General features: G+C 38.4%; 23 protein-coding genes and 1 pseudogene. 18 read left to right on the forward strand and 6 right to left on the reverse strand.

The window, feature by feature from the left end:
- Nucleotides 1-130 precede the first annotated feature (130 nt).
- The 7 genes from A0J48_RS20880 (at nt 131) to A0J48_RS20910 (ending at nt 6,663) form a co-directional block, all read left to right on the forward strand.
- Nucleotides 131-1,138: a Gfo/Idh/MocA family protein gene (locus tag A0J48_RS20880; protein WP_200326517.1), complete on the forward strand. Its 1,008-nt coding sequence runs from the start codon at nt 131-133 to the stop codon at nt 1,136-1,138.
- The gene (gene map, locus A0J48_RS20885; protein WP_200326518.1) at nt 1,139-1,903 is read left to right on the forward strand and encodes a type I methionyl aminopeptidase; all 765 of its coding nucleotides are present in this window, start codon (nt 1,139-1,141) and stop codon (nt 1,901-1,903) included.
- 10 nt (nt 1,904-1,913) lie between these two features.
- Nucleotides 1,914-2,633, forward strand: a complete 720-nt coding sequence (locus A0J48_RS20890) for a 2Fe-2S iron-sulfur cluster-binding protein (RefSeq protein ID WP_200326519.1) — start codon at nt 1,914-1,916, stop codon at nt 2,631-2,633.
- A complete protein-coding gene (locus A0J48_RS20895; RefSeq protein ID WP_200326520.1) occupies nt 2,630-3,625 on the forward strand; it encodes an FAD binding domain-containing protein in 996 nt (331 codons plus the stop codon). Before A0J48_RS20890 ends, A0J48_RS20895 begins: the two co-directional genes overlap by 4 nt.
- Entirely contained in the window at nt 3,622-5,751 is a 2,130-nt protein-coding gene (locus tag A0J48_RS20900; protein WP_200326521.1) for a xanthine dehydrogenase family protein molybdopterin-binding subunit, read from the forward strand. Before A0J48_RS20895 ends, A0J48_RS20900 begins: the two co-directional genes overlap by 4 nt.
- Before the next feature lie 171 nt (nt 5,752-5,922).
- A complete protein-coding gene (locus tag A0J48_RS20905) occupies nt 5,923-6,117 on the forward strand; it encodes a hypothetical protein (RefSeq protein WP_200326522.1) in 195 nt (64 codons plus the stop codon).
- 78 nt (nt 6,118-6,195) lie between these two features.
- A complete protein-coding gene (locus A0J48_RS20910) occupies nt 6,196-6,663 on the forward strand; it encodes a DUF29 domain-containing protein (RefSeq protein ID WP_200326523.1) in 468 nt (155 codons plus the stop codon).
- Between the two features lie 345 nt (nt 6,664-7,008).
- On the opposite strand, the gene A0J48_RS20915 is transcribed toward A0J48_RS20910, so the two are convergent.
- A complete protein-coding gene (locus tag A0J48_RS20915; protein WP_200326524.1) occupies nt 7,009-8,199 on the reverse strand; it encodes an FAD-dependent oxidoreductase in 1,191 nt (396 codons plus the stop codon).
- 35 nt (nt 8,200-8,234) lie between these two features.
- On the opposite strand from A0J48_RS20915, the pseudogene A0J48_RS20920 reads away from it, so the two are divergent.
- Both A0J48_RS20920 and A0J48_RS20925 read left to right on the forward strand, forming a co-directional pair.
- Nucleotides 8,235-9,386, forward strand: a pseudogene (locus A0J48_RS20920) (XdhC family protein).
- A 105-nt stretch (nt 9,387-9,491) separates the two neighbouring features.
- The gene (locus A0J48_RS20925; protein WP_200326525.1) at nt 9,492-10,088 is read left to right on the forward strand and encodes a nucleotidyltransferase family protein; all 597 of its coding nucleotides are present in this window, start codon (nt 9,492-9,494) and stop codon (nt 10,086-10,088) included.
- Nucleotides 10,089-10,308: 220 nt separating this feature from the next.
- Here A0J48_RS20925 and A0J48_RS20930 read toward each other — a convergent pair whose 3' ends face one another.
- Complete coding sequence (locus A0J48_RS20930; protein WP_200326526.1) at nt 10,309-11,259, reverse strand: zinc-binding dehydrogenase; 951 nt, start codon at nt 11,257-11,259, stop codon at nt 10,309-10,311.
- Nucleotides 11,260-11,532: 273 nt separating this feature from the next.
- Between A0J48_RS20930 and A0J48_RS20935 the strand changes: the two genes are divergently transcribed.
- The 3 genes from A0J48_RS20935 (at nt 11,533) to A0J48_RS20945 (ending at nt 13,970) form a co-directional block, all read left to right on the forward strand.
- The gene (locus A0J48_RS20935) at nt 11,533-12,927 is read left to right on the forward strand and encodes an AAA family ATPase (RefSeq protein WP_200326527.1); all 1,395 of its coding nucleotides are present in this window, start codon (nt 11,533-11,535) and stop codon (nt 12,925-12,927) included.
- 26 nt (nt 12,928-12,953) lie between these two features.
- Nucleotides 12,954-13,496, forward strand: coding sequence for a hypothetical protein (locus A0J48_RS20940; RefSeq protein WP_234301060.1), 543 nt, complete (start codon nt 12,954-12,956; stop codon nt 13,494-13,496).
- Between the two features lie 81 nt (nt 13,497-13,577).
- Nucleotides 13,578-13,970: a carboxymuconolactone decarboxylase family protein gene (locus A0J48_RS20945; protein ID WP_200326529.1), complete on the forward strand. Its 393-nt coding sequence runs from the start codon at nt 13,578-13,580 to the stop codon at nt 13,968-13,970.
- A gap of 27 nt (nt 13,971-13,997) precedes the next feature.
- Here the strand turns inward: A0J48_RS20945 and A0J48_RS20950 are convergent, their stop codons facing one another.
- Together A0J48_RS20950 and A0J48_RS20955 are read right to left on the reverse strand one after the other, a co-directional pair.
- A complete protein-coding gene (locus A0J48_RS20950) occupies nt 13,998-15,353 on the reverse strand; it encodes a pentapeptide repeat-containing protein (protein WP_200326530.1) in 1,356 nt (451 codons plus the stop codon).
- Between the two features lie 272 nt (nt 15,354-15,625).
- Complete coding sequence (locus A0J48_RS20955; protein ID WP_200326531.1) at nt 15,626-16,591, reverse strand: protochlorophyllide reductase; 966 nt, start codon at nt 16,589-16,591, stop codon at nt 15,626-15,628.
- Nucleotides 16,592-17,099: 508 nt separating this feature from the next.
- Here A0J48_RS20955 and A0J48_RS20960 point away from each other — a divergent pair.
- The 5 genes from A0J48_RS20960 to A0J48_RS20980 all read left to right on the forward strand — a co-directional run bounded on the left by A0J48_RS20960 (nt 17,100) and on the right by A0J48_RS20980 (nt 21,170).
- Nucleotides 17,100-17,858, forward strand: coding sequence for a tetratricopeptide repeat protein (locus A0J48_RS20960; protein ID WP_200326532.1), 759 nt, complete (start codon nt 17,100-17,102; stop codon nt 17,856-17,858).
- Nucleotides 17,859-18,005: 147 nt separating this feature from the next.
- Entirely contained in the window at nt 18,006-18,896 is an 891-nt protein-coding gene (locus A0J48_RS20965; protein WP_200326533.1) for an SDR family oxidoreductase, read from the forward strand.
- 16 nt (nt 18,897-18,912) lie between these two features.
- Nucleotides 18,913-19,881 (forward strand): SDR family NAD(P)-dependent oxidoreductase, encoded by a 969-nt coding sequence (locus tag A0J48_RS20970; protein ID WP_200326534.1) that lies wholly within the window; start codon nt 18,913-18,915, stop codon nt 19,879-19,881.
- A gap of 645 nt (nt 19,882-20,526) precedes the next feature.
- Nucleotides 20,527-20,769, forward strand: a complete 243-nt coding sequence (locus A0J48_RS20975; RefSeq protein WP_200326535.1) for a DUF2281 domain-containing protein — start codon at nt 20,527-20,529, stop codon at nt 20,767-20,769.
- Nucleotides 20,766-21,170, forward strand: coding sequence for a type II toxin-antitoxin system VapC family toxin (locus A0J48_RS20980; protein WP_200326536.1), 405 nt, complete (start codon nt 20,766-20,768; stop codon nt 21,168-21,170). The genes A0J48_RS20975 and A0J48_RS20980 overlap by 4 nt, the downstream gene beginning before the upstream one ends.
- Before the next feature lie 149 nt (nt 21,171-21,319).
- On the opposite strand, the gene A0J48_RS20985 is transcribed toward A0J48_RS20980, so the two are convergent.
- On the reverse strand, nt 21,320-21,772 hold the full coding sequence (locus A0J48_RS20985; protein WP_200326537.1) for an HNH endonuclease: 453 nt from the start codon (nt 21,770-21,772) through the stop codon (nt 21,320-21,322).
- Nucleotides 21,769-22,008 (reverse strand): hypothetical protein, encoded by a 240-nt coding sequence (locus A0J48_RS20990; RefSeq protein WP_168505043.1) that lies wholly within the window; start codon nt 22,006-22,008, stop codon nt 21,769-21,771. Before A0J48_RS20990 ends, A0J48_RS20985 begins: the two co-directional genes overlap by 4 nt.
- A 688-nt stretch (nt 22,009-22,696) precedes the next feature.
- Here A0J48_RS20990 and A0J48_RS20995 point away from each other — a divergent pair.
- On the forward strand, nt 22,697-24,094 hold a 1,398-nt coding region (locus A0J48_RS20995; protein WP_200326538.1), incomplete at its 3' end, for an AAA family ATPase.

Consider the following 24,094-nt stretch of genomic DNA (forward strand, 5'->3'; position numbering starts at 1 on the left):
CTCCCCTGCTCCCCATCTCCCCACACCCTCTTTTTGGTAGAATGCTGATGCACTGTATGTAAATAATTCAGTGATGACACAATTGGCTCTGTCCATCTAAAAACCCAGAAAAACAGAACTGCTGAACATCATGTATAATTCCAATGCACCTTTGGCAAATACAACTATGCGGGTGGGTTTAGTTGGTACTGGGTATGCGGCAAAACTGCGGGCTGAGGCATTGCGGCAAGATCCACGCACACATTTGGTAGCGATCGCCGGACATACCCCTGAAAAGACAGCAGCTTTGGCTCAAGAATATCAAACTGAGGTGATGAATTCTTGGCAACAGCTAGTGGAGAGAGAAGATTTAGATTTAGTTGTGGTATCCACAGTTAATCGAGATCATGGTCAAATTACTCGTGCAGCCCTGAAAAATGGTAAGCACGTGATTGTTGAGTATCCATTATCAACTGATGTGAAAGAAGCTGAAGAATTAATTGCTTTAGCCAAAGCCGAAAATAAATTGCTGCACGTTGAACATATTGAACTATTGGGTGGTTGGCATCAAGCCTTAAAACAACATTTATCCCAACTTGGTCAGTTGTTTTATATCCGCTACAGCACCGTCAAACCAGAACATCCAGCACCGCGCAAGTGGACTTATAACCATGAGCTTTTCGGCTTTCCCTTCATTGGTGCGCTATCTCGCTTACATCGGCTCACAGATTTGTTTGGTGAAGTTTTCACCGTCAATTGTCACCAGCGATATTGGGAAATAGAAGAAAATTATTATCAAACTTGTTTGGTATCGACTCAGTTGTGTTTTACCAATGGCTTGTTAGCGCAAGTGATTTATGGTAAAGGCGAAACCCTTTGGCAGTCAGAAAGGAAGATGGAAATTAATGGCGAAAAAGGGGGATTAGTTCTGGATGGTGACACAGGAATTTTTGTCCAGCCAGAAGCAACAAGCTTGATTGATGTGGGTAGTCGTCGGGGATTATTTGCCAAAGATACGAAAATGGTATTAGACCATCTTTTTCATGGTACTTCTTTGTATGTCTCCCCGGAACAAAGCTTGTATACCCTGAAGGTGGCAGATGCTGCACGCAGGGCTGCAAAAACAGGGTTAACTATATTTTTAACAAAAGAGCAGTAAATGAAAACCGAACCAATAGTTATTTTATCCCAACGAGAAATAGAAAAAATGCGTCGGGCTGGACGTTTGGCAGCGCAGTTGTTACAACATTTAGAACCTTTGGTGAAACCAGGGGTAAGTACCCAGCAACTCAATGACGAAGCAGAACGGTGGACAAAAGCCCACGGAGCAAAAAGCGCACCTTTGGGGTACAAGGGCTATCCTAAGTCAATTTGTACCAGTGTGAATGAGGTGATTTGTCACGGTATTCCCCATCCTAAACAAATACTCAAAGAAGGTGACATTATTAATATTGATGTGACACCCATTGTTGATGGCTATCATGGCGATACTTCCAAAACATTTATCGTGGGTAATGCGACTCCCAAAGTGCAGAAGTTAGTGGAAGTGACACAAAAGTGTCTAATGCTAGGTATTGCCGAAGTGAAACCAGATGCCAAGATTGGGGATATTGGGGCGGCTATTCAAGAGTATGCTGAGGCTGAAGGTTTTTCCGTGGTGCGGGATTTTGTCGGACATGGAATTAGTCATATTTTCCACACTACACCAGATATTCCCCACTATGGAATCAGAGGCAGAGGTAAGCGGCTCAGACCAGGGATGGTGTTTACCATTGAGCCGATGATTAATGAGGGAACTTATGAAGTAGAGATGTTGAGTGATGGTTGGACGGCGGTAACACGCGATCGCAAACTTTCTGCTCAATTTGAGCATACCATCGCTGTCACAGAAGATGGAGTAGAAATCCTGACTTTACCAGAATAAACCAATCATCATGGAAAAACCTCAACATGAGCGTGGGAAAACATCCCGCCGTGGTTTTCTCGGACAGGCACTGACTACAGCCGGAACAGTGATAGCTGCTCCTGCATTACTCAATCAAGCCAGTGTAGCCAAAGAAACTCAAACAGGAGACAACGGTGAGATGAATGTGACACTGAATGTCAATGGTAAGCAACAAGATTTAACTATTGAGCCGCGTGTGACACTCCTTGATGCCTTGCGGGAACGTTTGGGATTGGTAGGTAGTAAAAAAGGCTGTGATCATGGACAATGTGGAGCTTGTACAGTTCTTATTGATGGTCAGCGGGTGTATTCTTGCCTGTCTTTGGCAGTCATGCAGGAAGGTAAAAAAATTGTCACCATTGAAGGACTAGCAACAGGGGATACTCTCCACCCCATGCAGACAGCCTTTATTGATAACGATGGCTTTCAGTGTGGTTACTGCACACCAGGACAAATTTGTGCTGCTGTGGCTTTACTAGAGGAAGTAAAACGAGGCTGTGTTAGTTATATTACAGCAGATTTGAATAGTCCTCCCCAGTTAGCTCAACTCTCCGCAGCGGAAATTAAAGAGCGATTGAGTGGTAATCTTTGTCGATGCAGTGCTTACAACGGCATTGTCGCCGCAGTCCAACAGGCAATTGGACAAACACCCCCCTCCCCAATGGCAAATGTTATGGTCAGTGAATCTAGGGAGATGGAAGCATCATGAATAACTTCACTTATGTTCGTGCTACTTCGATCAATGATGCTGTCAAACGAGCATCGGCTGATCAAAATATCAGGTTTATTGGTGGTGGCACAAATTTAGTCGATCGCCTGAAAGCTTTTCTGGACGAACCATCACAATTAATTGATATCTCGCGTTTGCAACTGCAAAACATCGAAAAAATGCCTAATGGCGGTTTGCGGGTGGGTACATTGGTGACAAATACAGCATTAGCTGATCATGCTGAAATTCGCCGCAATTACCCCATTTTAACCAGGGCAATACTTTCCGGTGCATCCCAACAAATTCGCAATGTGGCTACCGTCGGCGGAAATCTCCTGCAAAGAACTCGTTGCCCCTACTACTATGATACTGCTTTTCCCTGCAATAAACGCGAACCGGGAAGCGGCTGTCCCGCTGCAACAGGGGTAAACCGGATGCACGCTATTTTTGGTGCGAGTGAGCAATGTGTGGCCGTTCACCCTTCGGATATGTGTGTGGCTTTGGCGGCTTTAGATGCGGTAGTGGAAGTAGAAGGACTAAAAGGTAAACGACAAATTCCTTTTGTTAATTTCCACCGTTTACCAGAAAATACACCACAACGGGATACAAATTTAGAACCAGGTGAATTAATTACTTCTATTATTTTACCGCCTTTAGCTTTTGCCAAATCAGGAGTTTATTTAAAACTGCGCGATCGCACTTCCTATTCTTTTGCTTTAATATCTGTAGCTGCCGCTGTAGAAATTGCTGGAGACAGAATTAAAGATGTCCGTTTAGCAATGGGTGGAGTCGCACATAAACCTTGGCGAGCTACAGAAGCTGAGAAGTTTTTAATTGGTAAACCTGCGGATATTTCCACATTTACCCAAGCCGCAAATATCGCCTTACAAGATGCAAAACCCTTAGCTCACAACGGTTATAAAGTTGAACTCACAAAACGAGCAATTCGTCGCGCTCTCACGGTTTCGGCTCAAGGTGGAGGTATCGCATGACTACATTAACTGGGACTGGCATTAACCGGAAAGATGGACTAGCAAAGGTAACAGGTACAGCAACCTACGCCGCCGAACATCAAATTCCCAATTTAGTTCATGGTTATTTAGTAACTGCTACCATTGCCAATGGAAAAATTAAAAATATTAACACCCAAGCCGCAGAAAAAGCACCAGGGGTAATTGCAGTTTTCACCCATAAAAATGCGCCGAAAATTTCTCAGCCTAGTAATAATTTCATTAATTCCAAAATTTACGAAGCTCGGCTACCTTTAGCTGATGACCAAATTCACTACGCTGGGCAAATTATTGGTTTAGTTGTAGCAGATACCTTTGAAAGAGCGCGTCATGCCGCTAATTTAGTTAAGGTCGAATATACCACCCAAAAGCCGATTGTAGATGCAAAGCAAACTACCTATAAAAATGCTCCTTCCATGTTTGGGGAAGAGATGAAATTTGAAAAGGGGAGCTTTGCTAACGGGAATTTTACAGATGCTATGGCAGGTGCAGCAGCTAAAATTACAGCCACCTACACAACTGCTACGGAACTGCACGCACCGATGGAACCTCATGCCATTATTGCCCATTGGCAAAATTCCAATTCCCTGACTATCTATGAACCAACTCAGTGGGTAGCTGGTAGCCAGCGCACATATTCAGAACTCTTCGCATTAGCACCTGAGCAAGTACGGATTATTACACCATTTTTAGGCGGGGGTTTTGGTTCTAAAGCTTTTCCTTGGCCGCATGGTATTCTCTGTGCAGCAGCAGCGCGTAAACTTCAGCGTCCAGTAAAAGTTGTTCTCAGCCGACGGCAAATGACGGCCAATGCTGGACATCGTTCCCAAACCGAGCAAATAGTTCGTTTAGCTGCAAATGCTGATGGGAGTTTACAGGGCATTGAACACACGGCTAAATCTTGTACTTCTGCTGTCGATGTTTTTACTGAACCCTGTACAAATATCACGGCTGCTATGTATGCTGCACCGAATTTGCGGACTTGGCAGGAAATAGGAGTGATGAACGTCGGCACACCCACATTTATGCGTGCGCCTGGAGAAAATCCCGGTTTGTGGGCGTTAGAGTCAGCAATGGATGAACTGGCTTGGGAGTTGGGCATTGATCCAGTAGAATTACGTTTAAAAAACGAAACTAAGGAACATCAAAAGACCAACTTACCTTTCTCTGCGAAACATTTTGCCCAATGTTTGCGGGTGGGTGCGGAACAATTTGGTTGGCACAATAGACCGAAAAAAGTGCGATCGCTCAACCGTGATGGTAAACTCATCGGTTGGGGTATGGCTGCATCAACTTTTCCTGGTTTACAAAGTACAGCAACAGTGAAAGTTAGACTTGTAGCCGATGGTACTGCCCATGTCCTCACCAGTGGTAATGATATGGGTACTGGTGCATATACCATTGTTGCCAGTACAGCAGCAAATGGCTTGGGGCTACCTGTAGAAAAGGTCAGGGTGGAATTAGGTGACTCTTTATTCCCCAACGGGGGTATGGCTGGTGGTTCACAAATGACAGCTACCCTTGTCCCTGCGGTGATGGTGGCCTGTGAGGAAGTGCTGAAAACTGCCCAGGCGAAAAATGCCCAGGAGGCGTTTGCAACTTTGCGTCAGTCCCAACGGGCTGCTTTTGAAGCTACTGGTTCTTCTGCTCCTAGTCAAGATGCTAAAAAATGGGCTTTCCAGTCCTGGGGCGCTCATTTTTGTGAGGTGAGTGTGGATGAGGAGATCGGCAGGTTAAAGGTGACGCGCTGGGTGTCGGTGATGAATATTGGCCAAGTTATGAATAGTAAAACTGCGGCTTCTCAAATCCGTGGTGGTGTGATTATGGGTATTGGACAAGCTTTGATGGAGGAGTGTCTTTTTGACCCGGATATCGGTTATCCGGTGGTTTATGATCTGGCTACTTATCATTATCCTACCCATGCAGATATTCCCAGAATTGATGTGACTTTTGTGGGTGAACCGGATTTGAATTTTAACCGGGCTGGGGTACGTGGTGTGGGGGAAATTGGCATTACTGGTGTTTCGGCGGCGATCGCTAATGCTATTTTTCATGCTACAGGTAAGCGTCTGCGGGAGTTACCGATAACACCTGATAAGTTGATTTAGTGGTGTTTTTGTGTGGGAAAGTTTCTTTTTTTCTCACGCAAAGACGCAATCTCCGTCAGGAGCTCCCGTAGGGTAGACGCAAAGGAAGGGAAAAGAAGTTTTCAGAAAGTTATGGTTAAGTCTTGACAAGATTCAAAGGCTATTGTATGATTATGTTATTGGTGGGAAAGTGTGCGCCCATATATAACGGGTTTTGAAAAACTCAGGTTGATTTTTCAGGATAATGAACCACGTTCACCGGAGGTGTTCCCGAAGGGTAGACACAAAGAACACGAAGGAAAGACAGATGGAGAGAGTTTTTCTGTGAGTTATGCCATGTTGCGATCGCATCCTATAAATCTTTTCTTTTTGACTTTTGACTTTTGACTTTTGACTTCCCGAAGGGTGTCCTGATTCAGACAAATAACGTTAAAATTATTCTGTATACTGTTTTAAGGTTAAGGTATGACTACAAGAATATTTTCCTCTATTCAACCTAACCTGTATGAAGAAGATTATTATTTGTGGATAGAAACTACTCTCAAACAATTACAAAATCAAGATATTGAAAATTTAGATTGGCACCATTTAGCGGAAGAGATTGAAGCTTTGGGAATTGAACAACGACGAAAAGTAGAAAGTTATCTCAAGCATTTATTAATTCATCTTCTGCTTTATTGTTATTGGGACAGTGAAAGAGAATTTTGTCAACGCGGGTGGAAAAATGAGATTTCTAATTTTCGAGATGAGTTAGAATTTTCTTGTCGGTCGAAAACTCTATACAATTATTTTCTTAGCTGTTTAGATTCTGTTTATCTGAAAGCGAGGAAACAAGCTATTCAAAAAACAGGCTTACCGAGTGCAACTTTCCCGGAACAATGTCCTTTTACTCCTGAAGAAATTTTGAATGGTGATTATTTTCCTGATGTTTGAATAGTGAACGCAGATAAACGCGGATGAACGCGGATTTTTAGGATGTCCAGGATTTAAGGATTTATAGGATGTTGTTGATTAGTTGTTTGTCGGTGGTGAAGGTTGTGATTGTCAGAATCAGGATTTCCAGGATTTAAGGATTTTCAGGATGTAATTTTCAATTATTTTCCAACTGATGATGAAGGTAGGGGTGGTTGGAAAAAATTATCTTGGTAATTGAAAATACGTTATATATGGGCGCACTCTTTTCCACCCATAACATAAGCATAATAGAAGTTATGATTTTTGTCAAGGGGTGAACGCAGATAAACGCGGATAAACGCGGATTTTTAGGATGTCCAGGATTTAAGGATTTACAGGATTTATGAGTTGAGATGGTTTGTAGTTAAGCAGCCAATTTTGAAATTCTTCGTTAGTCATATTTGATTGTTGTTGCATTTGTTTTTCAATTGCTTCTCTGTCAGTGGCGTAATAACCCATTTCTCCTAAAAAACTACGATTTTGTATTAGTTGTAGACGGGGAATACGTCGCTGTTCATAGTTAGTTAAAGCTTCTTCAATGGTGGATGATTGAGATAGGAACAATGCAAGTTCATAAGCATCTTCAAAACTGCTGTTTGCTCCTTGTCCTAGGGAGGGAGACATAGGATGAGCAGCATCTCCTAATAATGTTACTCTACCACGAGTCCAGGAGTTGAGAGGTAGGCGGTCAAACATGGGATTTTCTGATATTTGTGCTGCTGGTGTTGCTTCCACAAGCGATCGCAATGATTCTCCCCAATCAGCTATATTAGAAAGAACACGAGATTTAGCCTCTTCTGCATTTTTTGAAATCACCATATCTGCTGAAAATCGACGATATACCCAGGAAATATCGCCTTCACCTGCATTGACAAGAAACATGAAATCTTGATTATTTCCTTTTACAAAACCTATTTCATCGGGATTTATTATCTCTTGGTTGTATTTAATTACCGTCCGCCAAGACATACTTTGTAAATAACGGGGTTTACCATCTCCAATTAAAGTTTCTCTGACGACGGAGTTGATACCATCACATCCAATTAGCAAATCTGCACTCACCTTTTTTCCATTCTCAAAAAATATGTTGACACTATGTTCATCTTGTTCAAAATTGATGCAACGATGATTGAGATGAATATTTTCAGCAGGTAATTGAGATGCGAGAATTTGTTGTAAACGCCACCACCAAACAGTAGTTAATGGTTGACTATATTTATCTTGATAGCTATTGGCTGGGTTAGCGCGGATGGTTTCACCTTGAATATTTTTCAAAACAGATGTCTTAACTACACAACCTGAATTTTTGATAGTTTCTACTATTCCCGGTGCAATTGCATCCAGGAAATTTAAACCGTTGGGAAATAAGCCTAAACCTGCACCAACAGGCCGAAAATCCTGTGCTTTTTCATAGACTTGCACATCATAACCCAGTTTGCGGAGTGCGATCGCAACCGCTAAACCTCCCAGTCCAGCACCAATAATGGCAACTTTTTTGCTCAATCTTCTATTCATGATATTTTTAATAACAGGATTTTGAGGTCGTCAATATGAAAGAAATATACTCTATTATTACATCATTTATATACAATCAACACAATGGCGAAGAATTATTTCTCGCAACTGTTGTCAATGTTCAAGGTTCTACCTATCGTCAACCAGGGGCGAGAATGTTGATGAAAGCATCACGTATAATAGTGGGAACTATTAGCGGTGGCTGTTTAGAAAATGATGTGTTTGAGCATACCCGCTTAATGACAGATGGTAAGCCTAAAGTCGTGACTTATGACACAAATGTTGATGAAGATATTATCTGGGGATTTGGTTTAGGTTGTAATGGTGTGATAGATGTTTTAATTGAGCGTCTTCATCAAGATGATCGACTTAACCCTTTAGTTTTTATTGATGAATGTTTGAGCAAGCAAAAACCAGGAATTATCGCTACTGTTTTTTGTGTGGAAGGTGCAGTTAATGTTCAGGTAGGAGAACGTTTAATTCTCAAGTATGATGGTAAAATAAATAGTAATATTAATGAATCTAGTTTAAATCAAAGCCTCAACAAAGATGCACAAGTAGGATTGAAAAATCAATGTTCGAGTTTTCATAAATATCAACTTTTTTCAGGTGAAGTTAGTGTTTTTATTGAATTTATTCAACCTCCTCCCAACCTCCTAATTTTTGGTTCTGGACTTGATGCTGTCCCCGTGGCGGACTTTGCTAAAGCTTTAGGTTGGCGAGTTACTGTGTTTGAATGTCGAGGTATTGAGCGCACTAAAGGACGTTTTATTATGGCTGATGAGGTCATTATTACTCGTCGAGAAATTCTCCATAAACAGATATCTATCAATGAAAATGCTATTGCTGTAATGATGAAACATAATTATTTGGATGATTAAGAAATTCTCAAACTTTTAATTCCATCTAATTTAATGTATTTAGGTTGTTTAGGTTCAAAGCAACGCACTGAAAAATTACTCACAGATTTACAACAAGAAGTGGGAGAATTTACATCACAACAATTACAAAAGTTATATGCTCCCATTGGTTTGGATATTGGTGCAAATACACCAGAAACAATAGCGTTATCTATAATTGCAGAAATTCAAGCTATACTAAAAAACCGTCAGGGTGGTTTTTTGAGAAATCGTCATCAATCAATAAACCAACGAAATCAAATGCAGGAAGTTAAAATTGAGCAATGAGATGATGGCATTTTCATGAACACATAAACACTATTTTTATGATAGAAAAACCCGGATTTATCAGTGAAATAAATCTAAAATCTAAAATCTAAAATCCAAAATCGAATGACTGAATCAAATATTGGTATTATCATCTTGGCCGCAGGTGCATCAACTCGCATGGGAACACCGAAACAACTATTACCCTATCAGGGGAAAAGTTTACTTAGCCATACAATTGAAAGTGCGATCGCATCGGTTTGCAATCCTGTAATATTAGTTTTGGGTGCAAATGCAGAAAATATCCGTTCTCAAATTAGCACACCTACTATTAAAATAGTTGAAAACCCAGATTGGCATTTGGGAATGAGTGCATCAATTCGCTGCGGAATTGTCTCTTTGATAGATAATTATCCTACTTTAGATGCAGCAGTAATTACTGTTTGTGATCAGCCTTTTCTTGCTCATGAAATAATTAATCAGCTAGTCACAGCATACCATACTTCCAAAAAAACCATCATTGCTTGTGAATATGCAGATACGTTAGGAGTACCTGTTTTATTTAGCCAGATTTTCTTTTCAGAATTAGCCGGTTTGAGTGAAGATGTAGGGGCAAAAAAATTAATTAAAACCTACTCTAAAGACGTTTTTAGTATTCCCTTTCCTTCAGGTGCAATTGACATTGATACGCCACAAGATTACCAAAAACTTCAAGAAAGTTGAAATAAATCATCTTTGTAAGTATTCAGCAATTAGCCGTCAGCAGTCAGCTTTAAAGACTGAAATACAAAGAATGAGAACAAATGAGGAGCGTTTAACTTGCCTTAAATTAATGCTTCAATTAATGCTTCTAAATCTTTGCTCTGGATGTTACTAGCTGACGGCTGATTACTGATAGCTGAATGCTTACATATAGCTTGATTTTAAAAAAGCCCGATTTCTATCAGTTAGCAATGTGTAAAACTGCTTTTCCCGGAAAGCGTCTATCTGTCAGTTGTTGGGATATATTAGCAATTTCTGTCCAAGGTGCTTCTATATCAATATGTGGACGCAATTGACCAGATTCTACTAGCTCTACTAACAATTTTAACCCCACAGATGCAGATTCCCATTTCAGTTCATGGAATAAAATAAAACCGTATAGACTCGCACCACCAAGGGCGTAAAAATTGCCAGCATTAAAAGTTACTTCTCGTCCTGCGGTAGTTCCAAACACCACAGCCAAACCATTTTGTGCTAATAAACCAAGGGCTGTTCCCAGAACATTACCACCCACAGAGTCTACAACTAAATGATATGGTCCATATTCCTGGGCGGGTGATATATCTTCACCGATAACGATGTGATGGGCTCCTGCTGCTTTGACGATAGGTTCATATTGAGGTTGACGCAGCTGTGCTACCACCTTTGCACCACTTAACCGCGCTAGTTGGATAGCAAAGTTACCAACACCACCGGATGCACCTGTAATTAATACTGAGCTATTTAAGAGCAAACCACCTTTTTTGAGGGCATGATAGGCTGTTAAACCAGCTACGGGGAGAGTAGCAGCCTGGGCAAAGGATACGGAGGGAGGTATTTCCGCGAGAGAGTGGGTAGGTACAGATACCAGTTCTCCCCAAGCACCAAAAGGGAGAAAACCTACAACCCGTGTTCCTTGGCCTGGGCCTGAAGCATCTGCTGCGGGAGTTTCTACAGTACCTGCTAAGTCCCAACCAGGCCGCCAACCTGCCTGAGCCGTAGAAGCACGTCTAATTTCTCCACGATTGAGTGATATTGATGCTACTCTGATTAATGCTTCGTTTGCGGCTGGTATTGGTGCATTTACTTCACTCAATGCCAAGCGCCCTGGTACATTGGGGTCAACAATTACAGCGCGGATTTTGTTGCTCATTTTTAAGATGTCCTGGTTTGGGTTAAAAATAGATTTATATTTGGTTTACTGTCTATTTTTTCAGAAATCAAGAACAGAAAGGAATAAGAGTTTTAAAAAGCTATTGCCTAAGTCTTAAAAGCTGGCGATCGCAAATCTATCCTAAAATCTAGTTATTCCTCTCAATGTCGATAAGGATATGATTGAAAAGTTAACGCTCAGGCATAGTTTAGAGAATGAGGATAAGGGATGATTGCCAATGGCACGTCAACGCGAATGCTAAAGGATACGGCAATGAAAATTAAAGTCAAAAATCTTGGTGCTTTAAAACAAGCCGAATTCACACTTGGCGACTTAACGATCATTTGTGGTAGCAACAATACGGGCAAAACCTATGCTACTTATGCTTTATTTGGGTTCTTGTATACTTGGCGGCGAATGTTTTCGATCCAAATCAACAGCAATAAGATTGAGCAACTACTGGCTGATGGAGTAATTCGTCTTGATATACAAGAATATGTGAAACAGGTTGAGCAAATTGTTTTTCAAGGTTGTCAAGCATATACTAAGGAATTGCCAAAGGTTTTGGCAGCAGCAATAGAAAGATTTAAAGACACAGAGTTTCAAATCAGCCTGGACACTCAAAAGATTCTTTTAGACAGCAAATATAATTTAAAAATAGGCTCTGGAGAAGTATCACTTTTCTCTATTACCAAAAGTGAAGACAGCACAGAATTAGTTGTTACTCTGCTAGTTGAACAAGAAAATGTAAAAATTCCTACTGAAATCATTGAGGATATTATTGCCGGCGCACTGAAAGATATAATTTTTGATCCGCTTTTCCCTCGTCCTTTCATCGCTAGTAGCGAAAGAACAGGTGCAGCTATTTTTCGTAAAGACTTGAATTTTGAGCGTAATCGCTTGTATGAAGAAATTAGTCAAGCTGGCCAGAAAATTGATCGCATGAAACTTCTGCTAAAAGATTATGGAGATTACGCCCTACCAATAGAGACGAATGTGAATTTTATTCGACAGCTAGAAACTATTGTCAAAAAAAGCAGCTTCATTACAGAAAACCATCCCGATGTACTAGCTGATTTTGCTGACATTATCGGTGGCGAGTACACAGTCAATCGCAACGATGAACTCTATTATGTGCCAAAGGGAAAACGAGTTAAGCTTTCTATAAGTGAAAGTTCTAGTGCTGTGCGTTCTCTACTAGACATAGGCTTTTACCTAAGACACGAAGCCCAGCATGGAGATTTGCTGATGGTGGATGAACCTGAACTGAACCTACACCCTGAAAATCAACGCCGAGTCGCACGGCTTTTTGCTCGTCTGGTTAACTTGGGTATTAAGGTTTTTATCACTACCCATAGTGATTACATTATTAAAGAACTAAATACCCTGATTATGCTCAATCATGATAAGCCCCATCTCCAGCGAATTGCTCAACAAGAAGGTTATCAACCAGTAGAACTAATCTCTTCTGAAAAAATCAAAGTCTATATTGCAGAAGAGACAATGACACCAGGAACAACAGTAGAGGGTAAGGCAAAAAAAACTAAAGGACAAACCCTAATACCAGCAAAAATTAATCCAGAATTAGGTATTGAAGCTCGCAGCTTTGATCAAACTATTGAAACTATGAACCGGATTCAGGAAGAAATTGTCTGGGGTGAAGATTAATGTCGGATATTGCTATCCTGAAAGAGATGATCAAAGATACTGCCAAAGTACCATTACAAGATGATAGCAATGGTAAGAAGATATTGATTCTTGAGGAACCTGATCTACCCAACTGTTTTGTAACAATTCGTGGAATGCCAGATGAAGATCAAGTTATTGTAATTAAAGCAGATAAATTTCCTGCACCAGAAGCAGTGTTTAATGGTTCAAAGGGTGAGTGTAAGCGGGCTGATTTTATCATTGTTGCTGATACTGACAGGAAAAAAGTTATTCTCTGTATAGAAATGAAAGCAAAGGTAACAACTACATCAGAATGGAAGATTATTCAGCAGCTTAAAGGTGCAAAGTGTTTTGTTGAATATTTTAAGAAAATTGGTAAAGAGTTTTGGGGACAAACAAAGTTTATTGATAGTTATGTTTATCGGTTTGTTACCATCAGGGATATTAACATTCCTAAAAGACCTACACAAGAAAAAATAATTGATAATCATGATATTCCAGAAAGAATGCTAAAAATATCTAATCCTCAGTATCTACAATTTAATCATTTGATCGGTTTGAAGAAATAAACATTTTCACTACAAGCTAGTATTAATGACTCTATTTATGATATTAAATAAACAATTGACAAAACTAATTACTTCAATATTATGACCAACTTAATCGAATACGAAGACGCGAACGAAGAAGTGCGTGCAGTATATGACGATATTCGCGCTACACGCCAAACTGAATATATCAATAATTTCTGGAAAGCTTTAGCTAATCATCCTCCGACTCTGCGACGCACTTGGGAAAACCTCAAGGAAATAATGGCAGGCCCTGGGGAAATAGATCCATTAATGAGAGAATTAATTTACATCGCTGTGAGTGTGACAAATAACTGTGAATATTGCATTGCTTCACACTCAGCGGCGGCGCGTAATAAGGGAATGACTGATCAAATGTTTGGTGAACTAATGGCGATTACTGGGGCTGCAAATATGACAAATAGGTTTGCTAACGGTTATCAAATTCCTGTTGATGAAATATTTAAGCAGTAGTAAATCAGTCAACATAATTAAACCTATTTACCGTCCCAATTTGTTAGGAATATCTGCACAACCACCGGGAATAGTTCCTCTGCTTTTTTCCCCACACCAAGCGCAGCAGTATTGACGGGTTGATTCGGACATCCGTTGTACGTTGCTAAAATCAACATTTTCCACGACTGCGCCGGTGTGTTCTCCTGTTTGATAATCAGGTGGTTCGGTGCGACTGCGGGGTGAGGTTTTTTCTAATGAACCATAAAAGAAACGCACGCCATTTAAATCAGCATGACTGAGATTAGCATCGTATAAGATGGCGCGGGAAAGGTTGGCTTTGACTAAATCACAACCGCTGAGGTTAGCACGCACGAGATTAGCTTCACTTAAGTCAGTCCAACGTAAATCTGTGTTAGACAGGTCTGCACCTGCTAACATTACGCCTAAATCTATGACCCGCACACCTTCTAAACGGTCTTCAGCGTAGCCACCTATACCGTCGAGAATGGCTCTACCTAAACGGCGATCGCGTTTTAATGGTGTAAGTAATTTGGAACGGGAAAGAAAACGGAGAATTTTAGCTTTACCACTACCATCGACACTACTAAAAATAGCAGCGGTGCGTCCTTCGGCGATCGCTCTTTCTTGTGGCCAATCTTCTAATAATCCTTCTTCATCCAGTACCAAGTCAGAAACTCCCTGGAAATAAGAATCTATGGTTTGTTGCTGAGTAATAATATTTTGCTGGACTGTCAGCAGGTTTTGTTGAATGGTTAAGTCTTTGGAAATTACATACTGTCGCCAAGCTACATAAACGGCGATAATAGCGATAGAAATTTGTCCTAAAGCCCCAAACCAGTCTGCTAGGGTTCCCGCAGCATCCCAGTTAATTTTTCTTCCCCAACGCAGAAAAGTATCTCCCACACCAGTAAATCTGAATAAGCCAAAAATAGCTACACTCAAACCAATTACAGCTATAAAAACCGCTCTATCTTCCGGGGAAAACCATTCTTGGATCACTTTTTGCACCCAAGGTAAAAGCATGGCTATAGATAAAACCAGAGTTGCTAAAGTTCCCAAAATACCCAGGAAGGAATTATTAATAGCAAGACCAATAAAAGTCAGAGCGATCGCTAATAAAGTCAAAATTAAGGCTCTAGGTTTAACTGCCAACTGCTTGCTAGAATGTTCTTTAGAGCTAGATGTGGCTTGTTTGAGCGTATTTATATGTCGTAGAGATTGTAAAGATGAAATGGCTGCTAAAGCTTGTTTTGCGGCCAAATCTTCTGCTGTGAGTACATTGTCACCAGCACCACCGTCAAAGTCATCTGGTTGTAAATCGTGATCTAGGTGTGGTTCTAAACCTGGTGGATGAGAAGAATTATGAGATTCAATAGTCATTTTTTCTGTGTTTAAATACTTGTATGATTTTAGATTTTAGATTTTAGATTTTAGATTTTAGATTTGTAAAACTTCAACCTACACCTAAATAACTATTTACTCCTTTGACTGTGTCAGTTATCAGTTTATCCCCTAATTACTGTCACCTGTCACCTGTCACCTATCACCTGCTATATTAACAAGTCAGGAGAAAGTCGCTCTGCTGCTAACTTTTAACTCCTGACTATATTCTTCGTAAATTTATTTTTTATGGAGAAGGAAACAAGGATTTGTTAAGCTAGTCCCACCAGCTTGGCACTCAGTTCCCACATCCGCTCTGCTTTCGCATCGTCGCTGGCTTCGTTGGAAACTTTCTGAACGAAGGACTTACCATTTTTCTTCTGTCTATTTCCCCAACTCCAATACATCCCAGATTGATTGTATGCAGGATCGGCAACTACTTCTGCTACTCTTTTTCCAGCTTCTTCTTCTGAGACAAAACCGCCGGTGATGTATCTTTGGAAGATGGGGAAGAGTTTCTGGAATAGTGGATAATGGTCACGGAATAGGGCTGTTGTGGCTACACACCCCGGATAAAGAGAACTGAAGGTGATACCTGTGGACTCGTGATAGCGTCGATGTAGTTCTCTCATGGTCAACACATTACAAACTTTGCTATCTTTATAAGCTTTGACGGGTTCAAATTTCTTACCATCAATCATTGTGTAAGGTGCTTTGAATCCGGCTTCAAAACCTTGTAAATCTCCCAAATCTGGACGAGGGGGAATTTTTCCTCCTAACTCGTTCGGGTTGTGTGTGACTGTTCCCAAAATCACCAGTCTGGGTTCTGAGGTGGAAGATTTCTTCAGATCCTCTAACATCAAGTTACACAACAGAAAATGGCCGAGGTGGTTGGTGGCTACGCTTAATTCGTATCCATCAGGACTCCACAACGGTTCTTTTAATAAAGGCATATAAATTGCCGCATTGCAAACTAAAGCATCTAAAGACCTGCCAGTGGATCGAAAGTCCTTGACAAATTGGCGCACACTGTCTAAAGAAGCTAGGTCAATATGTATAATTGTGTAACTATCTTTCGGTATTCCTACGGTTTGGGCTGCTTCTTCGGTTTTTGACAGATTCCGACAGGCCATAATCACGTGCCACTGACCAGTCGCGGCTAGAGCTTTTGCTGCGTACAAACCGACACCAGAAGATGCGCCTGTGATTATAACCGTTGATTTACGCTGTTGTTCCATCTCTGTTAAGACTTTGTTTGAATGTGGTTGAGTTTTTATATGATCTCATAGTTCCAAAAAACATAGACATTCATGGTATTTGTTCACCAGGAATAATCCCCACCAGGTGAACTACAACGCTGCGTAATACTTGTCAGCTAAGGAGAACGAGGAAACCGGGAAATGTGAAGAAAAATTAAGCTCTTATTGTCAGTATTCAGCTAATGCCTGACCATCTGGGGCTGTGGGGTGTGGGGAAGAAAAAGCCCCTACTTACCTCAATGTGTAACTTCAAGGTAGATGACAGTGATAATCAGGACTGCAATTAAAAAAGATACAGCTTTTGTAAATTAATTGATTAATTGTACCTAAAGATGATATCATAGTTATGATTTAAGGAAAAATTATCCAAATCTTTATTTATTCCTGAATAAAACAACAGATAATTAGTAATACTTTGGTTGATTTCGATACGATTTTTGAGATTCAGAAAGTCATAACATCATCTTATAAGTTTTGTAGGTGCAGTATGGTTGTAAGGCGATGCTTTATTGCCTGTGGATTTATCAGTTTTTTGACAATTGGCTGTGGTGATTTGACGATATCATCATCAGAAATTACCAAGCAAGTTGTACAAGAAAGCAATGTGACTCAATTGTTAACAGAAGTAGAGGATAGCCAAAAAGCTAAAAATTTATTGAATCAAGGTAATAATTTTTTAGATACCAATCGCTACAAAGAGGCTCTGGCATCCTATAATCAAGCCATATCTCTGAAAACTGACAGTGTGGAAACTTGGGTGAATAGAGGCAATGCCTTGATAGCTTTACATCGTTATGAAGAGGCTTTGGAATCATACGAGAAAGCGATCGCATTGCAGCCGAATAAAGATGAAGCCTGGTATAATCGAGGAAACGCTCTCACAGCTTTGCATCGCTATGAAGATGCCGTTAAAGCTTATGATGAAGCGATCGCTATTCAATCGAATAAAGATGAAGCTTGGATTAATCGAGGAATTGCCCTGACAAAATTACGCCGCTACAAAGAAGCTTTAGCTTCCTACAATCAAGCAATCAGCCTTAAGCCTAATTTACACCAAGCCTATTATAACAAAGCTTGTAATTATGCCTTACAAAATAATGTCGAACTGGCACTGGAAAATCTAGAAAAAGCCATTCAATTTGTACCTGAAAAATACATCAGTTTGGCAAAAACAGACTCAGATTTTGATAAAATTCGCAATGATCAAAGATTTCAGGAACTATTGGCATCCAAAACCAGCAGGTGACTTCAGTTAAAAGTCTGGCACTGTCTGATTTATCTAATCCCTTTCTTGACTCATCTTAATGACATCTGCTATATAATTTTTAACAAACCACAGAGTCACAGAGTACGCTGAGATGAAAATGGGAGATATTGATATAATTTCTCACTGATGAAAAAACTGTTAGTTACGGGTGCAAGTGGGTTTTTAGGTTGGCATCTTTGCCAAATAGCTAACCAAGAACAATGGGAAGTTTACGGTACATACTCTACCAAATTTATAGACATTCCTGACATCAAAATTATCAAAATTGATTTAACAGATTTTCAGGAAATAAAAACTTTATTTCATCATCTCAAACCAGATGCAGTAATTCATACCGCTGCCCAATCTCAACCGAATTATTGTCAACTTTATCCCCAGGATGCTTATACAATCAATGTTACCGCATCTTGTCATATTGCTGGACTGTGTGCAGATAATTCTTTACCTTTAGCTTTTACTTCCACCGACTTAGTTTTTGATGGCTTAAACCCACCTTATCAAGAAACAGATAAAGTATCACCCGTGAATATTTACGGTGAGCAAAAAGTTCAGGCTGAAACAGGTATATTAAAAGTATATCCTCCAGCGGCAATTTGTAGAATGCCGTTAATGTTTGGGAACGAAACACCCACAGCAAAAAGCTTTATTCAGCCATTTATTCAAACATTGAAAGATGGTAAAGAACTGAGTTTATTTATAGATGAATTTCGCACACCTGTTAGCGCAGATACAGCCGCAAAAGGACTTTTATTAGCATTAGAACAGGTTCATGGGATTATTCATTTGGGCGGGAAAGAACGCATTTCTCGTTATGATTTTGGTAAAATATTAGTGGAAGTGTTGCAATTACCAAGTGAACAATTAAAATCATGTTTGCAAGCAGATGTGAAAATGGCAGCACCAAGACCAAAAGATGTTTCCTTAGATAGTGCCAAAGCTTTTGCTTTAGGTTATAAAACATTATCTGTGAGAGCAGAGTTAGAAATATTCAAATCTACTTCGTCGTCATTTAATTAAAATTTAACATCAAAAAATGAGTAAAAATCTTGTAGGTAAAATTGCATTAGTCACAGGTGCTACCAGAGGTATTGGTAAAGGAATTGCTGTCGGTTTAGGTGAAGCAGGTGCAACTGTGTATATTACAGGACGTACTCTTGAACCTAACCATAATGATAGCCTTGGTGGTAGTTTACAGGAAACTGAAACCGCAGTTACGGAAGCGGGAGGGGTTTGTATTCCTATTCAAGTTGATCATAGTGATGATGAGCAAATTCGTCAACTTTTTGAACGTATTGAAAGAGAACAAAATGGTCAATTAGATATTTTAGTTAATAATGTTTATGCAGGAGTACAAGCTTTAAGACAAGCTTATGGTAAACCTTTTTGGGAATCTGAACCGAGTTTTTGGGATGCTGCTAATAATGTGGGTTTGCGGAGTCATTATGTTGCTAGTATTTATGCAGCCAGGATGATGACAAAACGCCAAGAAGGGGTTATTTTTACTATTTCTTCCTGGGGCGGAATGTCTTATATTTTTAGTGTACCTTATGGTGTGGGCAAAAGTGCTTGTGATAGATTAGCCGCAGATATGGCTAAGGAATTAAAAGAGTATAATGTCACTTCTTTGGCTATTTATCCAGGTATTGTAGGTACGGAACAGATTACAAGTTTCGCACAAGAACAGAGTTCAGATAATGGTAATTCTACATTATTTGGTGGTGGTTATAATTGGGAAACACCGTTATTTACCGGGAGAGCTATAGCCAGTTTAGCATCTGATCCTGAAATTATCAAATACACAGGTAAAATTCAAGTTGTCGCTGAAGTTGCGAAGAGATATGGATTTGTAGATCAAAATGGAAATCGTCCTGTATCTTTACGTTCTTTGAGGTTTATTTTAGCGATGGGAATACCTTTTTTAAGAAATTATGCTTGGTTAATTCCTGATTTAACAATACCTTGGTTAGTGATTTTATTATCTATGATTAGGAGTAGGTTTTAGGGATTTGGCAAGGATTAGAAAATTAGGGTGAGAAAGATATATTTATTATACAGTATCAATCTGATTTTTTTGTCTGAATCAGGATAACCAGGATTATAGGATTTTCAGGATGTTATTGTTTATTTGAGGTGGGGATTTGAGGATTTTTTTGTCAGAATCAGGATGTCCTGGATTTTAGGACAGGATGTTATTGTTGATTTGAAGTGGGGATATGAGGATTTTTGTCTGAATCAGGATAACCAGGATTATAGGATTTTCAGGATGTAGTTGTTTTATTGTCTATGAGAAGTAATGATTTTGGGATGATTGATAAATAATTATCTGTTATATTATTAAATTATCTGCTGTTACTTCTTGACTATGACTGTAACTGTATTTTATACTCTTCAAATCTTCACAGACAATTTATCAATAACAATCCTGTACATCCTCAAATCCTGGACATCCTGATTCAGACAATTATAATTTCAACATCCCACCAATAACCTACAAATTACCAACGAACCATACAAACTGTAGGTTGGGTAGAAAGCAGTGAAACCCAACAAATTTATCATCATATTTGGGTAAAGTAGAAACTTATAATATTATGTTGTAATGTAATTTGAGATTTGCTATAATATTAACTTAATTAGGTAAAAATCAATGATTTCAGAACAAGAATTATTAACAAAGTGGCGTTCTTTACCCCAGGATAAACAAGAAGAAGTTTTAAATTTTGTAGATTTTCTGCACTTGAAAACTACAACTAAAAAACCGCCTTTAGGTGAAAGATTGCGAGAAATTCGATCTAAAATTGTTGCATCTGGTAAACCATTATTAAATGCAGACGAAATAGAACAAGAATTAGCAGAACGTAGAGGTGGAATCCAAGGTAGAGAAGAATGATCATAACTTATATTGATTCAGGGGTGTTATTAAGTGCAACCAATGGTAATGGTTTAATTGCAGAAAAAGCATTAGAAATACTATCAGATTCACAACGGGTATTTGCTGCTAGTGAGTTTGTCAGATTGGAAGTAAGTCCTAAAGCTGTTTATCATCAGCAAACAGAAGAATCTCAATTTTATGAAGAGTTTTTTAATGATGTTATTTACTGGGCAAATGATTTAACTTATATTGTACAAGAGGCTTATAAAATTGCTTCTCAGTATGGATTAGCTGCTATGGATGCACTTCATGTAGCTGCTGCTTTTTCTGTTGGTGCTGAGGAGTTAATTACTACTGAGAAGAAAACAAAACCTATGCACAAAGTAATTGGTATTAAAGTAATTTCTATTTTTGATTAAGATGTTTTTTGTCTGAAAATTAAAATTTCAACATCCCACCAATAACCTACAAATTACCAACGAACCATACAAACTGTAGGTTGGGTAGAACGCAGTGAAACCCAACAATTTGATCATCATCTATATTATTGTGAAAGTGTTGGGTTTTCTCAACTTTGTCGCGGATCTTCATCTGGTGGATGCCAACCACCTTTTACCCAAAAACGACGCGCTTTGATAATAGAACCTTCATTATGCCTATCATCATTGAGGTCTAAGCGATTACAAGTAGCCCTTCCTATAGGAGTAATACCAATAATTTTTAAACCATCTGCTGACCAAATAAAATGGTCTGACCATTTCTGTTTTCGAGGATTAAATATAGGAATTAAATCTCCAGTTTCCGGGTCAATACCAGTTGTAAAATTATAGCGATATCCGTTACAACGTTGACAAGCTAAAGCTAAATTATCAGGGTCATCTGATGAACCAGGAAGAGACTGAGGAATAATATGATCAATAGCAAATAATGCTGCACTTGCTTCTTCTAAAGAATGACAATATTCACAAAGGAATTTTGCTCTTTCTCTGACTAATTTTTTGGTTGTCTCATTAACTGTCATGATTCGGCAATTATTTTTGCATTCAATAAAGTAAAAATTCTGTCTAGTTCTAATATTCCTGCTAATTCAGCTTCTTCGTTTGTAGTTAACATTCCTGCTTTATTTTTATCAGCAAGTTCTTCTAACCTAGATTGTAATTCTGGAGTGAATTTAAACAAGTTCAAATTTCTGACTTTGCTGATTTCAATTCCAGATTCTATCCAGTATGAGGGTTGAATCATTACTTGAGTCATCATAGAATTATGTTAATAATTTTGATAACTTTTATATTATAACATATTCAATTTTATAATTATTGATATTTGAAAATATTTCTTGTCTGAATCAGGATAACCAGGACACCCTTCGGGAAGTCAAAAGTCAAAAGTCAAAAGTCAAAAGTCAAAAAATTCTTGATTTTAATAAGGATTTACAGGATGTTGTTGTTTTATTGTTTATGAGAAATAGAGACTTTGGGATGATTGATAAGATAAATTATCTGTTAAATTATTAAATTATTAAATTATCTGCTGTTACTTCTTGACTGTTGGTGTAACTGTATTTTATCATCTTTCAATATTTACAGACAATTCATCAATTACAATCCTGTACATCCTCAAATCCTGGACATCCTGATTCAGACAATGAAAATTTCAGCATCCCACCAATAACCTACAAATAACAATCCTGAAAATCCTCAAATCCTGGATATCCTGATTCTGACAATGAAAATTTCTGCATCCCACCAATAACCTACAATTTACCAACGAACCATACAAACTGTAGGTTGGGTAGAACGCAGTGAAACCCAACAATTTAATCATCATCTATATTATTGTGAAAGTGTTGGGTTTTCTAAGGTAAAGGTAAAAATTGAGCGATCGCAATGACACCGTAATGAGTTATACTAGGTTCTGGCACAATGCTTAAAATAAGGATTTTATCATGCTAAAAGAACACTCTATCAGTGAAGAAACTCTAAATAAACTTCTGTATGAACTGCAAAATAACCATATTTTCGCTTTAGTTGGTGAAAATATGAGCGGTAAGACGGAATTAATGAGAACATTTAAAGACTCTAAAAAATACCTTCGAGAAAACACTGAATTTTTAACAGTTCATATAGAATTACCTTTAAACCAATATCTTATCAGTCATAATGATAAACGATCAGTCCGTATTCGTGCTGATCAAATTATTCAAATAGTAGACAAACTCCAAAATATTAATTCAATATTACCCAATGACGATATTTTAAAATCAATAATATCCAATGTTAATGAATCTTTAAGGATCTTTCATGGAAATAAGGTTAGTGTTATTTTTGCAATATCTTTGATTATACAAATCAATTTACACAAACTCGCATTACTACTGCTACTAGACTACAAAAATCTAAAAGTAATAATAAGAGAAATAAAACCTAATAAAGAGACAAAAAGGCCATTAAACCAGGTTATTAGAAATACTTTAGGCATTAGTATTGAAGATTTCGGTAACATAGATCCAGAAGACTTAAATAATTTACATGAATCTATTCGTGATTTAATTAACAAATCTAATTGTAAAAAAAATAGTGCCAACAGTGAGCCAGTAAATCAGTTTGAAAAATGTATTAAAGTAGTCTTTGATGGTAGAAATGAGGTAAGTTTAACACAAGCAAGCGCAGGATTAGGGGTTTTAATTTCATTAGTTTTTATTATAGAAGCTATTTCATATTTTCAAAATATAAACTGCCTTTTGTTAATAGACGAACCTGAAGCATATTTACATCCAGCTTGGCAGAAAAAATTAATCAAATATTTGCAACAGAAATCCAATGAAAGAATAAATATTATTTTTTCAACCCATTCTCAACATTTAATACTTACAGATAAATTAGATTCTATAGGTTTAGTAAAGTATAGTGATAAAAACATTTGGTTGGAAAAAATTTTTGATACTATTCCTTTTATCATCCCGCAAAAGGATAGGGAATTAAATATATTAAAACCTATTGAAGATGCTCTTGGTCTTGAATTAAATATTTTCTCTACTCCGTTTATAACTGTAGAAGGTGAAGAAGAAATGATGTTATTTTCAGATCTTTTTCTGAAATATACATCTCAAATTCCGTCCAGAATTATTAATCTACATGATAAAGATAATTTGATACCATATATCCTGCTTTCCAAAATATACGAAAAGCAAAATAATGGAATAAAAAGTGTTTTTGTATTAGATGCTGATGTAGATTTTCGTTCAGCAATTAAGCACATAGAAAACCGTAAAGAAGCAATAATTAAATTACAAAATCGCTTTATTTTTATCGGAAAAAAATTGTATGATTTTCAAGAACTATAT

It is taken from the genome of Sphaerospermopsis aphanizomenoides BCCUSP55 (assembly GCF_001586785.1).
Classification (GTDB): domain Bacteria; phylum Cyanobacteriota; class Cyanobacteriia; order Cyanobacteriales; family Nostocaceae; genus Sphaerospermopsis_A; species Sphaerospermopsis_A aphanizomenoides_A.

What these genes read in the sequence shown, in the direction of transcription:
- A0J48_RS20880 (WP_200326517.1), top strand. Translation starts at nt 131, where the DNA reads ATGTATAATTCCAATGCACCTTTGGCAAATACAACTATGCGGGTGGGT.
- map (WP_200326518.1), top strand. Translation starts at nt 1,139, where the DNA reads ATGAAAACCGAACCAATAGTTATTTTATCCCAACGAGAAATAGAAAAA.
- A0J48_RS20890 (WP_200326519.1), top strand. Translation starts at nt 1,914, where the DNA reads ATGGAAAAACCTCAACATGAGCGTGGGAAAACATCCCGCCGTGGTTTT.
- A0J48_RS20895 (WP_200326520.1), top strand. Translation starts at nt 2,630, where the DNA reads ATGAATAACTTCACTTATGTTCGTGCTACTTCGATCAATGATGCTGTC.
- A0J48_RS20900 (WP_200326521.1), top strand. Translation starts at nt 3,622, where the DNA reads ATGACTACATTAACTGGGACTGGCATTAACCGGAAAGATGGACTAGCA.
- A0J48_RS20910 (WP_200326523.1), top strand. Translation starts at nt 6,196, where the DNA reads ATGACTACAAGAATATTTTCCTCTATTCAACCTAACCTGTATGAAGAA.
- A0J48_RS20915 (WP_200326524.1), bottom strand. Translation starts at nt 8,199, where the DNA reads ATGAATAGAAGATTGAGCAAAAAAGTTGCCATTATTGGTGCTGGACTG.
- A0J48_RS20925 (WP_200326525.1), top strand. Translation starts at nt 9,492, where the DNA reads ATGACTGAATCAAATATTGGTATTATCATCTTGGCCGCAGGTGCATCA.
- A0J48_RS20930 (WP_200326526.1), bottom strand. Translation starts at nt 11,259, where the DNA reads ATGAGCAACAAAATCCGCGCTGTAATTGTTGACCCCAATGTACCAGGG.
- A0J48_RS20935 (WP_200326527.1), top strand. Translation starts at nt 11,533, where the DNA reads ATGAAAATTAAAGTCAAAAATCTTGGTGCTTTAAAACAAGCCGAATTC.
- A0J48_RS20940 (WP_234301060.1), top strand. Translation starts at nt 12,954, where the DNA reads ATGATCAAAGATACTGCCAAAGTACCATTACAAGATGATAGCAATGGT.
- A0J48_RS20945 (WP_200326529.1), top strand. Translation starts at nt 13,578, where the DNA reads ATGACCAACTTAATCGAATACGAAGACGCGAACGAAGAAGTGCGTGCA.
- A0J48_RS20950 (WP_200326530.1), bottom strand. Translation starts at nt 15,353, where the DNA reads ATGACTATTGAATCTCATAATTCTTCTCATCCACCAGGTTTAGAACCA.
- A0J48_RS20955 (WP_200326531.1), bottom strand. Translation starts at nt 16,591, where the DNA reads ATGGAACAACAGCGTAAATCAACGGTTATAATCACAGGCGCATCTTCT.
- A0J48_RS20960 (WP_200326532.1), top strand. Translation starts at nt 17,100, where the DNA reads ATGGTTGTAAGGCGATGCTTTATTGCCTGTGGATTTATCAGTTTTTTG.
- A0J48_RS20965 (WP_200326533.1), top strand. Translation starts at nt 18,006, where the DNA reads ATGAAAAAACTGTTAGTTACGGGTGCAAGTGGGTTTTTAGGTTGGCAT.
- A0J48_RS20970 (WP_200326534.1), top strand. Translation starts at nt 18,913, where the DNA reads ATGAGTAAAAATCTTGTAGGTAAAATTGCATTAGTCACAGGTGCTACC.
- A0J48_RS20975 (WP_200326535.1), top strand. Translation starts at nt 20,527, where the DNA reads ATGATTTCAGAACAAGAATTATTAACAAAGTGGCGTTCTTTACCCCAG.
- A0J48_RS20980 (WP_200326536.1), top strand. Translation starts at nt 20,766, where the DNA reads ATGATCATAACTTATATTGATTCAGGGGTGTTATTAAGTGCAACCAAT.
- A0J48_RS20985 (WP_200326537.1), bottom strand. Translation starts at nt 21,772, where the DNA reads ATGACAGTTAATGAGACAACCAAAAAATTAGTCAGAGAAAGAGCAAAA.
- A0J48_RS20990 (WP_168505043.1), bottom strand. Translation starts at nt 22,008, where the DNA reads ATGATGACTCAAGTAATGATTCAACCCTCATACTGGATAGAATCTGGA.